This window comes from Pseudomonas taiwanensis DSM 21245, assembly GCF_000425785.1.
Classification (GTDB): domain Bacteria; phylum Pseudomonadota; class Gammaproteobacteria; order Pseudomonadales; family Pseudomonadaceae; genus Aquipseudomonas; species Aquipseudomonas taiwanensis.
Genome location: NZ_KE384451.1, coordinates 179,417 through 193,921, shown reverse-complemented (window position 1 = coordinate 193,921; position 14,505 = coordinate 179,417). Strand labels below are relative to the sequence as shown.

General features: G+C 58.0%; 12 protein-coding genes. 6 read left to right on the top strand and 6 right to left on the bottom strand.

Annotation, left to right across the window (positions count from 1 at the left end; translation table 11 throughout):
- Positions 1-139 precede the first annotated feature (139 nt).
- From H620_RS0122705 to H620_RS0122685, 5 genes are all read left to right on the top strand, one after another.
- Positions 140-1,288 carry an efflux RND transporter periplasmic adaptor subunit gene (locus H620_RS0122705; RefSeq protein ID WP_023378866.1) on the top strand — a complete coding sequence of 383 codons (1,149 nt, stop codon included), beginning with the start codon at positions 140-142 and terminating at the stop codon, positions 1,286-1,288.
- A gap of 13 nt (positions 1,289-1,301) precedes the next feature.
- Positions 1,302-4,346, top strand: coding sequence for a multidrug efflux RND transporter permease subunit (locus H620_RS0122700; RefSeq protein ID WP_027908091.1), 3,045 nt, complete (start codon positions 1,302-1,304; stop codon positions 4,344-4,346).
- Positions 4,347-5,102: 756 nt separating this feature from the next.
- Entirely contained in the window at positions 5,103-5,909 is an 807-nt protein-coding gene (locus tag H620_RS27935; protein WP_209439670.1) for a SagB family peptide dehydrogenase, read from the top strand.
- Between the two features lie 22 nt (positions 5,910-5,931).
- Entirely contained in the window at positions 5,932-6,621 is a 690-nt protein-coding gene (locus H620_RS0122690) for a diiron oxygenase (RefSeq protein ID WP_081669749.1), read from the top strand.
- A 232-nt stretch (positions 6,622-6,853) separates the two neighbouring features.
- Entirely contained in the window at positions 6,854-8,041 is a 1,188-nt protein-coding gene (locus tag H620_RS0122685; RefSeq protein ID WP_049818845.1) for a Bcr/CflA family efflux MFS transporter, read from the top strand.
- A gap of 80 nt (positions 8,042-8,121) precedes the next feature.
- Here the strand turns inward: H620_RS0122685 and H620_RS0122680 are convergent, their stop codons facing one another.
- From H620_RS0122680 to colR, 5 genes are all read right to left on the bottom strand, one after another.
- Positions 8,122-8,355: a hypothetical protein gene (locus H620_RS0122680; protein WP_023378861.1), complete on the bottom strand. Its 234-nt coding sequence runs from the start codon at positions 8,353-8,355 to the stop codon at positions 8,122-8,124.
- Positions 8,352-9,053: a lipopolysaccharide kinase InaA family protein gene (locus tag H620_RS0122675; protein WP_023378860.1), complete on the bottom strand. Its 702-nt coding sequence runs from the start codon at positions 9,051-9,053 to the stop codon at positions 8,352-8,354. Before H620_RS0122675 ends, H620_RS0122680 begins: the two co-directional genes overlap by 4 nt.
- Positions 9,054-9,059: 6 nt before the next feature.
- Entirely contained in the window at positions 9,060-9,740 is a 681-nt protein-coding gene (locus tag H620_RS0122670; RefSeq protein ID WP_023378859.1) for a class I SAM-dependent methyltransferase, read from the bottom strand.
- 107 nt (positions 9,741-9,847) lie between these two features.
- The gene (locus tag H620_RS0122665) at positions 9,848-11,158 is read right to left on the bottom strand and encodes a sensor histidine kinase (protein ID WP_023378858.1); all 1,311 of its coding nucleotides are present in this window, start codon (positions 11,156-11,158) and stop codon (positions 9,848-9,850) included.
- Complete coding sequence (gene colR / locus H620_RS0122660; protein WP_003255215.1) at positions 11,148-11,831, bottom strand: two-component system response regulator ColR; 684 nt, start codon at positions 11,829-11,831, stop codon at positions 11,148-11,150. Before colR ends, H620_RS0122665 begins: the two co-directional genes overlap by 11 nt.
- A gap of 178 nt (positions 11,832-12,009) precedes the next feature.
- Here colR and H620_RS0122655 point away from each other — a divergent pair, with 178 nt between their 5' ends.
- Positions 12,010-12,738, top strand: coding sequence for a phosphatase PAP2 family protein (locus tag H620_RS0122655; protein ID WP_023378857.1), 729 nt, complete (start codon positions 12,010-12,012; stop codon positions 12,736-12,738).
- A 107-nt stretch (positions 12,739-12,845) separates the two neighbouring features.
- Here H620_RS0122655 and groL read toward each other — a convergent pair whose 3' ends face one another.
- Positions 12,846-14,486 (bottom strand): chaperonin GroEL, encoded by a 1,641-nt coding sequence (groL, locus tag H620_RS0122650; protein WP_023378856.1) that lies wholly within the window; start codon positions 14,484-14,486, stop codon positions 12,846-12,848.
- Positions 14,487-14,505 lie beyond the last annotated feature (19 nt).

Below are 14,505 nucleotides of genomic sequence, written 5' to 3'. Positions count from 1 at the left end.
GCGATGGGGGCGGCACAGCCACGACACTCCCCTTCCCCGCCCGTCGAAAACAGTCAATACTTCCCCCATCGCACGTGGGCAGGATCGCCCGTTGTCGTGTCAAAGCGAATAACAACCACCTATCCAAGGAAGTGGACCTATGCTGCGCCGCCGCATGCTTATCATGTTGGCCGTCGTTGGGCTGATCGTGCTGGCCTTGGGGGGCATCAAGGCGTACTCGATCTATCAACAGATCCAGGTGTTCTCTGCGCCCAGGCCACCGATCACCGTGGCTGCCACCCTGGCGGAAGAGCGCCAGTGGCAGACACGCCTGCCTGCTGTGGGCAGCCTCAAGGCATGGCAGGGAGTCGAGCTGAGCCTGGAGCAGTCCGGTACGGTCAAGGCCTTGCACTTCGACTCCGGCCAGCAGGTCAAGGCAGGGCAACTCCTGCTGCAACTGGACAGCGACCAGGAAGCCGCTCTGCTGGGCACGGCTCAGGCTGACCTGGCCCTGGCCAAGGTTGATTACGGACGCGGCAGCCAGCTGGTGGGCGACTCAGCCATCTCTCGGGGCGAGTTCGACCGCCTGACGGCCCAGTACCGGCGCAACCAGGCAGTGGTCGACCAACTCAAGGCCTCCCTGGCGAAAAAGAGCATCAACGCCCCCTTCAGTGGCACCATCGGCATTCGCCAGGTCGATGTCGGTGACTACCTGGCCAGCGGCACGGTGATCGCTACCCTGCAAGACCTGAGCAGCCTCTACGTCGACTTCAACGTGCCCGAGCAAGCTTTACCGCAACTGAGCCTGGGCCAGCAGGTGCTGGTACAGGTGGCGGCGTACCCAGGCCAGACCTTCCCCGCCAGCCTAAGCGCGATCAACCCCAAGGTCGATGAGGACACCCGCAACCTGCTGGTGCGCGCCACCATGGCCAACCCGGACGGCAAGCTGCTACCGGGCATGTTCGCCAACCTGCTGGTGTTGTTGCCCAACCCACAACTCCAGGTAGTGGTGCCTGAAAGCGCCATCACCTACACCCTCTACGGCAACTCGGTGTATGTAGCCACCCCGAAGAAGGACAAGGACGGCAAGATCGAGCACGATGCACAAGGCCACCCGCAACTGACTGCCGAGCAACGCACCGTGCAAACCGGCGAGCGTCGCGACGGCGTGGTGGTGGTCAGCAAAGGCCTTGCGGCCGGGGAGCAGGTGGTCACCGCCGGGCAGCTCAAGCTCACGCCTGGTGCGGCCATCCGCATCGGCCAGGACACCGCGCTGCGTCCCGCCCAAAGCGCCCCGCCCGCGGACTGAACAGGAGTCAGGCATGGCATTCACCGACCCGTTCATCCGCCGCCCGGTACTGGCCTGCGTGGTCAGCCTGCTAATTCTGCTGTTGGGTTTCCAGGCCTGGAGCAAACTGCAGATCCGCCAGTATCCTCAAATGGAGAATGCCCTGATCACGGTGACCACCGCCTACCCCGGGGCCAACGCCGAAACCATCCAGGGCTACATCACCCAGCCCCTGCAGCAGAGCCTCGCCAGTGCCGAGGGCATCGATTACATGACCTCGGTCAGCCGGCAGAATTTTTCGGTCATCTCCATCTACGCGCGCATTGGTGCCGACAGCGACCGCTTGTTCACCGAGTTGCTGGCCAAAGCCAACGAAGTGCGCAACAAACTGCCACAAGACGCCGAAGACCCGGTGCTGAGCAAGGAAGCCGCCGATGCTTCCGCGCTGATGTACATCAGCTTCTACAGCAAGGAGATGAGCAACCCGCAGATCACCGACTACCTGTCACGGGTCATCCAGCCCAAGCTCGCCACCCTGCCAGGCATGGCCGAAGCGGAGATCCTCGGTAACCAGGTGTTTGCCATGCGAATCTGGCTCGACCCTGTGAAGCTTGCCGGTTTCGGCCTGTCGGCCACTGACGTGACCGACGCCGTGCGCCGCTACAACTTCCTCTCCGCTGCCGGCGAAGTGAAGGGCGAATACGTGGTCACCAGCATCAACGCCAGCACCGAGTTGAAGTCGGCCGAGGCGTTCGCCGCCCTGCCGGTGAAGACCAACGGCGACAGCCGGGTGCTGCTGGGGGATGTGGCGCGGGTCGAGATGGGTGCGGAAAACTACGATACGGTCAGCTCGTTCGACGGCACCCCGTCGGTGTACATCGGTATCAAGGCCACCCCCGCTGCCAACCCGTTGGACGTGATCAAGGAAGTGCGTCGCATCATGCCCGAGCTGGAGAGCCAGTTACCTTCGGCGTTGAAAGTGTCGATTGCCTACGACGCCACGCTGTTCATCCAGGCCTCGATCGACGAAGTGATCAAGACCCTTGGCGAGGCAGTGCTGATCGTCATCGTGGTGGTGTTCCTGTTCCTCGGTGCCTTGCGCTCGGTGCTGATCCCCGTGGTGACCATCCCACTGTCGATGATCGGCGTACTGTTCTTCATGCAGATGATGGGCTACTCGCTCAACCTGCTGACCCTGCTGGCGATGGTGCTGGCCATCGGACTGGTGGTGGACGATGCCATCGTCGTGGTGGAAAACATCCACCGACACATCGAGGAAGGCAAGTCACCGTTCAATGCGGCGATAGAAGGCGCACGCGAGATCGCCCTGCCGGTGGTGTCGATGACCATCACCCTGGCTGCCGTCTATGCCCCCATCGGCTTTCTGACCGGGCTGACCGGGGCACTGTTCAAGGAGTTCGCCCTGACCCTGGCCGGTGCGGTGATCATCTCGGGCATCGTCGCCCTGACCCTGTCACCGATGATGTGCGCGCTGCTGCTGCGCGCCGATGCAAACCCCAGCGGCCTGGCCCACCGGCTGGACGTCCTGTTCGAGCGTCTGAAAGTCCGCTACCAGCGAATGTTGCATGCCACCCTCGACAGTCGGCCCGTGGTACTGGTGTTCGCGGTGATCGTCCTGTGCCTGATTCCGGTGCTGCTCAAATTCACCCAAAGCGAACTGGCCCCCAACGAGGACCAGGGGGTGATATTCATGATGAGCAGCTCGCCGCAACCGGCCAACCTCGACTACCTCAATGCGTACACCGATAGTTTCACGCCGATCTTCAAGACCTTTCCCGAGTATTACTCGTCATTCCAGATCAATGGCTTCAACGGCGTGCAGACCGGCATCGGCGGCTTCCTGCTCAAACCCTGGAACGAACGCGAGCGCACCCAGATGGAGTTGCTGCCGCTGGTACAAGCCAAGCTCGAAGAGATTGGTGGCTTGCAGATCTTCGGCTTCAACCTGCCGTCGCTGCCCGGCACCGGCGAAGGCTTGCCGTTCCAGTTCGTGATCAACACAGCCGGTGACTACCCTGCCCTGCTGGAGGTTGCCGAACGGGTCAAGACTCGCGCTCAGGCCTCGGGAAAATTCGCCTTCCTCGATATCGACCTGGCCTTCGACAAGCCTGAAGTGCTGGTCGACATCGACCGGGCGAAGGCGGCTCAAATGGGTGTTTCCATGGAGACCCTCGGCGGTACCCTGGCGACCCTGCTGGGTGAGGCGGAAATCAATCGATTCACCCTCGAAGGCCGCAGCTACAAGGTGATCGCCCAGGTCGAGCGGCCCTACCGCGACAACCTTGGCTGGTTGAACAGTTACTACGTAAAGAACGAACAGGGCCAGATGCTGCCGCTGTCGACCTTGATCACCCTGAGCGACCGCGCCCGCCCACGCCAGCTCAACCAGTTCCAGCAGTTGAACTCGGCGATCATTCAGGGCGTCCCGATGGTCAGCATGGGGGAAGCGCTCAAGACGATGCAGGATATCGCCCGTGAAGAGGCACCGGACGGTTTCGCCTTCGACTACGCCGGGCAGGCCAGGCAGTTCGTCCAGGAAGGCAGCGCACTATGGGTTACCTTTGGCTTGGCGCTGGCAATCATCTTCCTGGTGTTGGCTGCACAGTTCGAGAGTTTCCGCGACCCGCTGGTGATCCTGGTAACGGTACCGTTATCGATCTGCGGGGCGTTGCTGCCGCTATTCCTGGGTATTTCGAGCATGAACATCTACACCCAGGTCGGGCTGGTGACCTTGATCGGGCTGATCAGCAAACACGGCATCCTGATCGTCGAATTCGCCAACCAGTTGCGTGAGGAACGCGGCTTGAGCGTGCGTGAGGCCATCGAGGAAGCGGCGGCCATTCGACTGCGGCCGGTGCTGATGACCACGGCGGCGATGGTGTTCGGCATGGTGCCGCTGATTCTGGCGACCGGGGCCGGGGCGGTGAGCCGTTTTGACATCGGTACGGTGATTGCCACCGGGATGTCGATTGGCACGCTGTTTACCTTGTTTGTGTTGCCTTGTATCTACACCTTGTTGGCGCACAAGGCGAAGGCCAACGAGCCCGCATTAACCTGATCCGGCCTCTTCGCAGGCTCGCCCGCGAAGAGGCCGAAAAGCCAGATACAAAATCCCCAATAGAAAAGCGCTGCTCCGCAACACAATCTAAAAATTACCGCTCCCAAGCTCTCACATCATCCATTCACGCCTGATCTTGCTGGTTATCAGTGAAAGACAGAGCAATTCCTGCATCTAATTCGCATGATAACAGTCAGCATGGAGATGCTAGGGCATCCGCATTCTAGACGCCTTACAGAGAAACAAATCCGCTCTTTAACGTGGCCATGGCAACAATTCCTACAACCACATCAGAATTTTCGCCACCCTCTTCGACTTGTACATCTTGAACTTACCGCTATTATCAAAAACGTCACAATGACGCGACACCAAAATGGAGAGAACAATATGAAAACCATTAAGATGGAATGCACCAAATTGGCGAACATGGCGCACTTGGTCAAAAAAACCAAATAAGCCTTAACCCATAAATACTGAAGAGCAGTGCCGGCCTGCCCTTCAGTTGTTAAAGGAGGGAGCATGATAAGTAAAAATTGCTTCTTTATCGCCATGAATAACTCCCTGATTTGCTGGGATTTCAAAAACCACAAACAGTACCAGTTATCCAGAGACCACGCAAACCGGTTAATCCATCTCATTTACGAGAAAGATCACAAAGAGTTAAATGACGATCTAACCGCCGATCTGAAATGCTGCAACGTTTTCATGGACGATGCCGACGACAATTCTGACTAGGGCTGGGATGTACTCTCAAGAATATTCCATTACGGCACTAAAGACATCCCTATAGAAAATCACCCTTCAAGCGAGGAGGAGTGGGCACTGCAGCACCTTGAACACTGCAACTCCGTACTAAACAAGAATATACAGCCTGATAATTCCCGCACCAGCGAAAGCGGCATTTCACTGCCTATACCAAGAAGTACATTTGCAGTTGACAAGGCATTCAAAAACCGAGCAACCGTTAGAGACTTCCAGCGAATACCGATCTCCTTAGCTGATCTTGCCGAAATTTTACACCATACCTTAGGCTTTATTGGAAGCAGAACCATTAATTACGTCAAAGAGGAAGAAAATGAATACTCAAGACGCCGCGCCACCCCCTCAATAGGCGGGCTGAACGCTACTGAAGGCTATGTATATGTAAACAACGTAGACAGCCTGGAAGCCGGAATTTATTACTACGACCCACGGCGACATGAGCTTCATTGGCGAAGCCCACTGCCTTGTGCCCTGGGTGATTTATTATCGGGCCAGCACTTCGCCAATGACATACCCGCTGGATTGTTCTTGAGCTCCAGATTCGACAAATTGTGGTGGAAATACGAGCATTCGCGCGCCTATCGAATGGCACTAATAGAAGTTGGTCATGCCGCACAGACCTTCCAACTCGCCGCAACCGACAGAGGCATGAATACTTGGCTCACCGGCGCATTAAACGAAACGAGCATCGAGCCTCTACTCATGTTCGACAACCCAAGTGAACACGTCCTTTTTTTCGTCGCATGTGGCTATAGCAACGGAAATGCGACACCTCGTTCCTTAAGGGCTCTGATATCGTAAAGTACTGGCGCGAGACACACGCATGGAAAAAATTACAACCCGTAGCAGTACTGTATTTAAAAGCTGGCACATCACGAGTGCTGTACGCTCGCGCCCTTATGCCTACCATTTTTCCGTAGAAGATTTTACACAGTCCGAACCCGACCTGTGGTTTCCTAGGGCGTTAAGTCCAGCGTTGGCTCATGATTCAGCCAAACAGCTTTCAAAAAAAGATTTGCTAGTACTGCACGCCTACCACCTCATCCACTTCATGGACTACACGACACGACTTGAAATGGGTCACATCAATGAAACCGTGCACTGCATCATTTCTGGCGACTTAAAACATTTCTTTGATAAAGACGTGCAACTTAATGCGTTAAAACTTTATACCGACGAGGCGTATCACGCGCTTTTTTCTAAAGAAATTGCGGACCCAGTAGCGAACCATTTTTGCCTTGAACGAATAAATTCTGCGCGCATTAATAGCCTTGACCAATTATTACAAAATAGCCCCCAATCGCTCAACGGGATTACCCGCTTTTGCATCGCCTTTGTTTCTGAAACAATAATAACCAACGAACTGTACAATTTGACTCGCGATTCACTTGTCACGCCTGTGGCAAACATGCTGATTGACCACCTTCATGATGAAGGGCGCCATGCCATTTTTTCTCGGACTGTTTCGCACAACTCTGGCATCAGCTATCAATCTCTCAGAAGGATTATCTAATTCCTACTTTACTGAAAGCGCTCCGCGCTTTCTGCCAACCCGACGAGCCATTCTTACAGTCAATTTTCAAAAAGCACCCATCCATTGCAAAAGTCATTATCAACGACATAACATCCAACTGGACGCTTCGATTACCCGCAATTTCCAAAATAACGCTTCAGGCGATTAAGCGCACCAAGCTACTTAAAGATGAGCGCTATGCGATTCAATTCAGGGCAGCAGGACTGCCAGCATGAACCAGGCCAAAACTTTAAAAAGCACCATTCTTCGCCCATTGTTACTGATTCTTTTATGCCTACTAGGCGTTTTCCCTCTGGACGTCATTCTCCCTTCATTCCCAGCGCTTGCAGAAGCCTTTCAAGTACAACCAAAGCAAATAGCTTACTCCGTAAGTTTCTTCGCCTTTGGCGTAGCGGTGGCGCAATTGGTGATTGGCCCCCTGTCAGATCGAATTGGTCGTAATCGGTTGCTACTCGGTGGATTGGCTGTATCCATTGCCGGGGCTACCGGCTGCCTACTTTCATCTGACTATGAGACCTTTATGGCATTCCGGTTGCTACAGGCTGCCGGCTGTGGAAGTCTGGTTCTGGGCCAGGCGTTGATACAGGACCTCTATAGCGGAAAGCAGCGCAACACCATGCGCATCGTAATAACGAGTGCAAGTGGTTTATTAATATCAATTTCACCGATCGCGGGCGCTGCGCTCCAACAATTATTCGGCTGGGAAGGCAGCTTTACGGCATTTATTTTGATCGCTACTTTTGTCATGTTTCTTACCTGGGTGCTATCGCATGAAGAACCTGCGTCATACAGCAGTAATGCGGGCATTCGAAGCTATCTTCCCATGCTGCGTGACACGCTCTATATAGCCTATTCCCTGCAGGCCACTTTCGCGTTCGCCTGCCATTTTGCCTTCATCGTCATTGCACCATTGGTACTGATGGACCAACTTGGCCTCACGCCGTATCAGTTTTCCGTTGTATTCATCGCCTATGGGCTGGCGTATGTCGTCGGTGGTGCAACCGCGACCTTCCTGAACAATCGCGTCAGTGTGCAGGCTCAAATTTGCACGGGATTCCTGCTTATAGGTACCGCAGGGGTCACTTTATTGATTTGGCAGTGGGCAGCAGTGCTATCGGTAGCTGGTCTCATGATACCGATGATCTTATGCACGGCAGGAACAACGATGGTACGACCCGCCTCGACTTCGCAGGCGTTGGCCCGTTATCCGCAGCAGGCAGGGGCAGCCGCGTCCCTCAGTACTACATTGCTATTTGCCGGCGGTGGACTTGCAGGCACTTTGGTCGCGTCAGCCGAACACCTACTTCCAATGAGCTTAGGAATTCTATTCTTGAGCAGCGCGCTTAGCGGTTGCCTGCTGCTTATGTGCCTCAAGGTCGATAGCACGCAGCATTGCTGACTTTTGCCGGAAAGACAGACACAAAAATGCCAGAGGCCCCGCAATCGCGAGGCCTCTGGCTTTTCTAGCTAACGCAGGGTTCAACCAAATGGCCTCAACCCCTGGCGCAAGCCGAACAGCAATAGCAGCAGGTCCTGATCCGGTTGGGTCTGGGCCTGGGATTGCTGTTTGACTTCCCGCGGCAGTGCACACTGCTCGCTCAACTCGGCCTTGCTGAACACCGTGGGCTTCGGCTCTTCCCAGGCCGCCGCCGCTACCGTGGTCACCGCCAGGCCAGCTACCAGGAACAAAGCTCGAGCGATTTCTAGTTTCATTGCTCTAACCCTTTGACAGCGCTGCCAAACGCCATCTTGTAAACATAGAGCAGCGATTGCCATTCTGCGTCGGTGAACGACGAATGGCGGCGCAATTGGCGAAGGTCATTGGCTGCCGCACGCTGGCAACTGATCCGCCGCCGGCACTTTTCCAAGTCCAGCAACGCCACTTCCACACGGGCTTGCTCGCCGTCACCAATCACCTTGACGAATACGTGCTTGCCATACAGGCAACCGTGCTGCCAATGCCCCAGGTGCATGCGCGCCAGATTATCGGCCAAGTCCTGAATCATGCGCTGGTGCACGACTTGCGGGTAGCGCTCGCGCGCGCCTTCGGCATGCCAGGTGTCCAGATCGACGAACCCATCGAGCGCCTCGCTGACCAGCAAAGCACGCCATTGATGGTCGTCATCGCGTTCGGCACCGCAAAAGACGATGCGGGGCACGCGCACCCCCAGTTGCTCGAAGCTGTTCAATGCGTCGAGCTCGCGTAGCACGGTCGGCCTGCCGAACGGATGCAGCAGGCTTCGATAGATGTGCCCGACCTGACGCTTGGCGTACAACACTTGCCCATTGGCATCGCTCAACCGCTGTACTCCACTTTCACCGCCACGCCGCTGGTTGGGCTCCTCGACCCATTCACCTTGCTGGTGCCAGTAGAAATCGAACTTCGATGCCTGACTTTGGCCGACTGCCATTAACCACTACCCCTTGCGCAATACATAGACTCGCCACATCGCATAGAACGGCAGGAAGTCCAAACGTTCCTGAATCCTGAAGCCGGCAGCTTCGAATTCATCCTCAACCGTGGTCGCCGGTAACACGAAACGGTTCTGGTAACTGTCTTTGTTCGCCTTGGCGCTACGGCGCTGCTCGAGCTTTTTCCGCCGCCACGCCTTGAAATTACCGTCCACCCACAATGACAGGATTACGCTGTCACGGCTAACCCTTTGAAATTCCGAAAGAATTGTTTTCCGGTGGGCCGCCTCGCCGATATGGTGGAACAGCCGCATGCAAAAGATGCTGTCCACGGAATTATCCGGCAGATCGATTGCAAAAGCCGAGGTCTGCAAAGGTCGTACCCGGGCTACCACTTCTGGCGGTTGCGAGGCACAGGCTGTCTCGATCATCGCCTCGGAGTTGTCGGCACCGATGATTACGCGGTTGGGCTTCTCAGCCAGCAACGGCCAGAAACGGCCTGCGCCGCAGGGTAGGTCAAGCACCAACCCTGGCTCGCCAGCCAAGGCCAGGGCGCGGCGAGCCAGTTGCTCGTCACGCTGGTGAGAAAGGCGGCGAGCCAGTCCATCCTGGTGCTTCAAGAAGTACTCTTGTGCATGTTGCTGGTCGTACTTCTCGGAAAATTCTAGTTTGATGGGGCTGCGCATGGGGCATCTCCTGACTCCAGTGCGCCCACCTTAGGTAAGGAAGCGTTGGAATCAGGTTATGCGGATGTGAAAAATACGTTAACCGCCATGCGGGCTGTTTCTAAACATTACTCGGCTATAGCCAGATTGTTGGCTTTTTCCGCAGTCTTGCTCAGGTCCACCTGGAAGCGGCAACCGTGGGGCGAGGTCGCCGTGAGGGTAACCCTCCAGCCCTGGTCGTCGCAGATGCGCTGAACCAGCGACAGGCCCAGTCCGAGGCCCTCACCGCGACGCTCGTCCCCGCGTACGAAGGGTCGGAACATGGCCTCGCGCTGCTCTTCCGGGATCCCCACACCGCTGTCCTCCACGCTGAAGCCATTGGGTTCCAGGCTCAGGCGGATATAACCGCTGTCGGTGTAATGGGCAGCGTTGCGCAGCAGGTTGCCCATCACCGATTGCAGGAAGGTGGCGTTGTACAACACGGAACTGGCACTGACGCGGCCATCGAAGTACAAGGTCAGGCCTTTCTGCTCGATGGTGTCCCGCCAGACGCCAATCAGGTCATCGGCCACTTCACGCAAAGTCGCCTGCGACGCCACCGCGCCCTCGTCGCGCTGGGCGCGGGCGAGCATGAGGAAGGTCTTGACCAGCTCACGCATCTCTTCGGTGGCGCGGGCAATACGCTCTACCTGGCTACGCGACCGGCTGTCGAGCGCAGGGTTTTCCATCAACAATTCACAGGAAGTGGCCAGCACCATCAGCGGGGTGCGCAGTTCATGGCTGACGTCGCTGGTGAACAGACGTTCTCGGGTCAATGCGTCACGCAGCCGGCCCAAGGTATCATCGAAGGCCACGGCCAACTGGCCGACCTCATCCGCCGCGTAATCTGGCGCCAGCGGGGGGGCAAGGCCCAGCAACTGGTCGCGGTGACGAACCTGGCGCGCCAGGCGGATAACCGGGGCCATCACCCGCCGGGCGACCAGCCAGCCAAGCACCACCGCCAGCACCAGGCTGAGCACGAAACCAACCACGACCACGGCGAACAGCACTCGCTCGCGTTCCTCGAAATCGCTCTGGTCCTGCAGCAGCACGTAACGCCGTCCGTCGACGATCTCGACCATCGCATGGTAGGACAGCTGGTCTCGGAACACCTCGTGGAAGCCCACGTCGAGGTGACGCAAGTCCTTGGGCAGTTCGAAATCGTCTCGGCCACCGCTGAAGTAGAACAGCTGGTCGGGGCGCGGCCTGTGGCTCCAGTCGCTGACACTGTCCATACGCAGCAACCGTTGCAGGTCGCCCCCGAGGACCGAGGAGATCAAACGCTCTTCCACCAGGTGCACGGTGGCGACGATGCCGAACGCGAAAGCGCCGGCCACCAGCGCACTCATCAGCGCAAAAGCGATGATGATGCGTTGGGCAAGGCTTTGCTTAAACTCCATCGCGGCCCTCGGCGAGGCGATAGCCGACGCCATGGACGGTATGCAGCAACGGCTTTTCGAAAGGCTTGTCGATGACCTGGCGCAACTGGTGGACATGGCTGCGCAGGCTGTCGCTGTCCGGGCAGTCGTCGCCCCACAAGGCTTCTTCCAGCACTTCGCGGCGCAGCACGTGCGGGCTCTTCTGCATCAGCACCGCCAACAGCTTGAGACCGACTGGGTTGAGCTTGAGCAGGCGCCCTTGGCGGGTGACTTCCAGGGTGTCGAGGTCGTAACTCAAGTCGGCGACTTGCAGGGTGCGTCGCCCGCCGCCCTGGGCCCGGCGCAGCACCGCCTCGATGCGCGCGGCCAGTTCCGACAAGGCGAAGGGTTTGAGCAGGTAGTCGTCGGCACCGGAGCGGAAGCCCTGCAGGCGGTCGTCCAGTTGGTCGCGGGCGGTGAGCATGATCACCGGGGTATCGCGCCGCGCATCTTCACGCAGGCGTTTGCACAGGGTGTAGCCATCGATACCTGGCAGCATGATGTCGAGCACGATCAGATCGTAATGTTCGGTAGCAGCCAGATGCAGCCCGGAGAGGCCGTCCTGGGCGCAGTCGACGGTGTAGCCTTTCATGCCGAGGTAGTCGGCGAGGTTGGCGAGGATATCGCGGTTGTCTTCAACCAAAAGAATGCGCATCGAGGTCTCCTGTGCGGCGCTTTCGCTGTGCGCGGCAGGCGCAGCTTAAGGCCATCGCTGGCCTGGCGCCAGCTTTGGGAAAATATCGGCCCGGCTGACGGATTTTTCACCGTTCCTTCACGAACACAGGATAGCGGGCAGCCCAGAATGGCTGCTCTTTTGTGTGCCTGGAGTTGTCATGCAGCAAGCTACCCCTCCCCGTCCGATCAATTTCTGGTTGTACCTGGGCATTCCGTTGGCCACCGCGCTGGCGCTGATCCTGCTCGAATTGACCTCGCTCGACATGGATGTGGCCAACCTGTTCTTCGACCCGGCGGCCGGTCAGTTCATCGGCCGCCATAGCTATCTGCTGGAAAACATTCTGCATGACAGGGTCAAGCAGGGTGTGATCCTGCTAGGTGTACTGGCGCTGGTGACCTTCGCCTTGAGTTTCTTCTGGAAGCGGCTTTTCGGCTGGCGCCGTGAGTTGGGCTGTCTGGTGCTGGCGCTGGGCCTTTCCACGGCGTTCGTCACGCCACTGAAAAAAGTGACCCAGGTGCAGTGCCCATGGAGCCTGACCCAGTTTGGCGGCAAGGAAACCTACAGCAAGCTGCTGGAAACGCGACCGGCCACCGACAAGCCTGGGCTGTGCTGGCCCGGTGGCCACGCCGCGACTGGTTTCTGCCTGTTCGGCCTGTTCTTCATGCTGCGCGACCGTCGCCCTCGGCTGGCTCGGGTGGCCTTGGCGGTGGCCTTCGTCGCCGGGTCGGTGCTGTCGATTGGCCGGATGATGCAAGGTGCGCACTTCCTGTCGCACAACGTGTGGACAGCCGTGTTCTGCTGGCTGATCGGCTTGGGATCGTATTACCTGGTCCTGTACCGACGGGGGATGGCAGTGGTGCCCGCGGTCGCACCGAAAACCGTGTAGGGAGCCGGCGTGCCGGCGATAGCCGCCACGCCGCTTGCGAACGCCCATGAAAAAGCCCCGACTCTCGCGAGCCGGGGCTTTTTCATGGTGCAGGGGGTAAGGCTGGCTTACATCATGCCGCCCATGCCACCCATGCCGCCCATGTCAGGCATGCCAGCAGCTGGCTTGTCTTCCGGCAGGTCAGCAACCATGGCTTCGGTGGTGATCATCAGACCGCCGATCGAAGCTGCAGCTTGCAGAGCCGAACGGGTGACCTTGGCTGGGTCCAGGATACCCATCTCGATCATGTCGCCGTATTCGCCAGTAGCAGCGTTGTAGCCGTAGTTGCCCGAACCTTGCTTAACCTTGTCAGCGACAACGCTTGGCTCGTCGCCGGCGTTGGCAGTGATCTGGCGCAGCGGCGCTTCGACCGAACGGCGCAGCAGCGCGATACCGACGTTCTGGTCTTCGTTGTCGCCCTTGAGGTCGGCAACGGCTTGCAGGGCGCGAACCAGCGCAACACCACCGCCAGGCACTACGCCTTCTTCGACGGCTGCACGGGTAGCGTGCAGGGCGTCTTCGACGCGGGCTTTCTTCTCTTTCATTTCAACTTCGGTGCCAGCACCGACCTTGATCACGGCAACACCGCCAGCCAGTTTGGCCAGACGCTCTTGCAGCTTCTCACGGTCGTAGTCCGAAGAGGTTTCTTCGATCTGGGCACGGATCTGCTTGACGCGTGCTTCGATGTCAGCGTCGGCGCCAGCGCCGTCGATGATGGTGGTGTTTTCCTTGGACAGGATGACGCGCTTGGCGTTACCCAGGTGCTCCAGGGTAGTGGTTTCCAGGGTCAGACCGATTTCCTCGGAGATGACCTGGCCGCCAGTCAGGGTGGCGATGTCCTGCAGCATGGCCTTGCGGCGGTCGCCGAAGCCAGGTGCCTTGACCGCAGCAACCTTGACGATACCGCGCATGTTGTTGACCACCAGGGTAGCCAGGGCTTCGCCTTCGACGTCTTCGGCAACGATCAGCAGAGGACGGCCGGCCTTGGCAACGGCTTCCAGAACTGGCAGCAGCTCGCGGATGTTGGAGATCTTCTTGTCGACCAGCAGCAGCAGCGGGCCTTCCAGCTCGGCAACCATGGTGTCTGGCTTGTTGACGAAGTACGGCGACAGGTAGCCACGGTCGAACTGCATGCCTTCTACGACGGACAGTTCGTTTTCCAGGCCCGAGCCTTCTTCAACGGTGATCACGCCTTCTTTGCCGACTTTTTCCATGGCTTCGGCGATGATTTCACCGATGGAGGTGTCGGAGTTGGCGGAGATGGTACCTACCTGGGCGATGGCCTTGGAGTCAGCGCATGGCTTGGACAGGTTCTTCAGCTCGGCGACGATGGCAGCGGTGGCCTTGTCGATGCCGCGCTTGAGGTCCATCGGGTTCATGCCGGCAGCGACGGCCTTCAGGCCTTCGTTGACGATGGCCTGAGCCAGAACGGTGGCGGTGGTGGTGCCGTCACCGGCAGCGTCGTTGGCCTTGGAAGCCACTTCTTTGACCAACTGGGCGCCCATGTTTTCGAAGGCGTCTTTCAGTTCGATTTCCTTGGCAACCGAAACACCGTCTTTGGTGATGGTCGGAGCGCCGAAGCTCTTGGCCAGGACAACGTTACGGCCTTTCGGGCCCAGGGTCGCTTTTACCGCGTCAGCCAGAACGTTGACGCCAACCAGCATTTTCTTACGGGCGGAATCGCCGAATTTTACGTCTTTAGCAGCCATGATCGTTTAATCCTTGAAA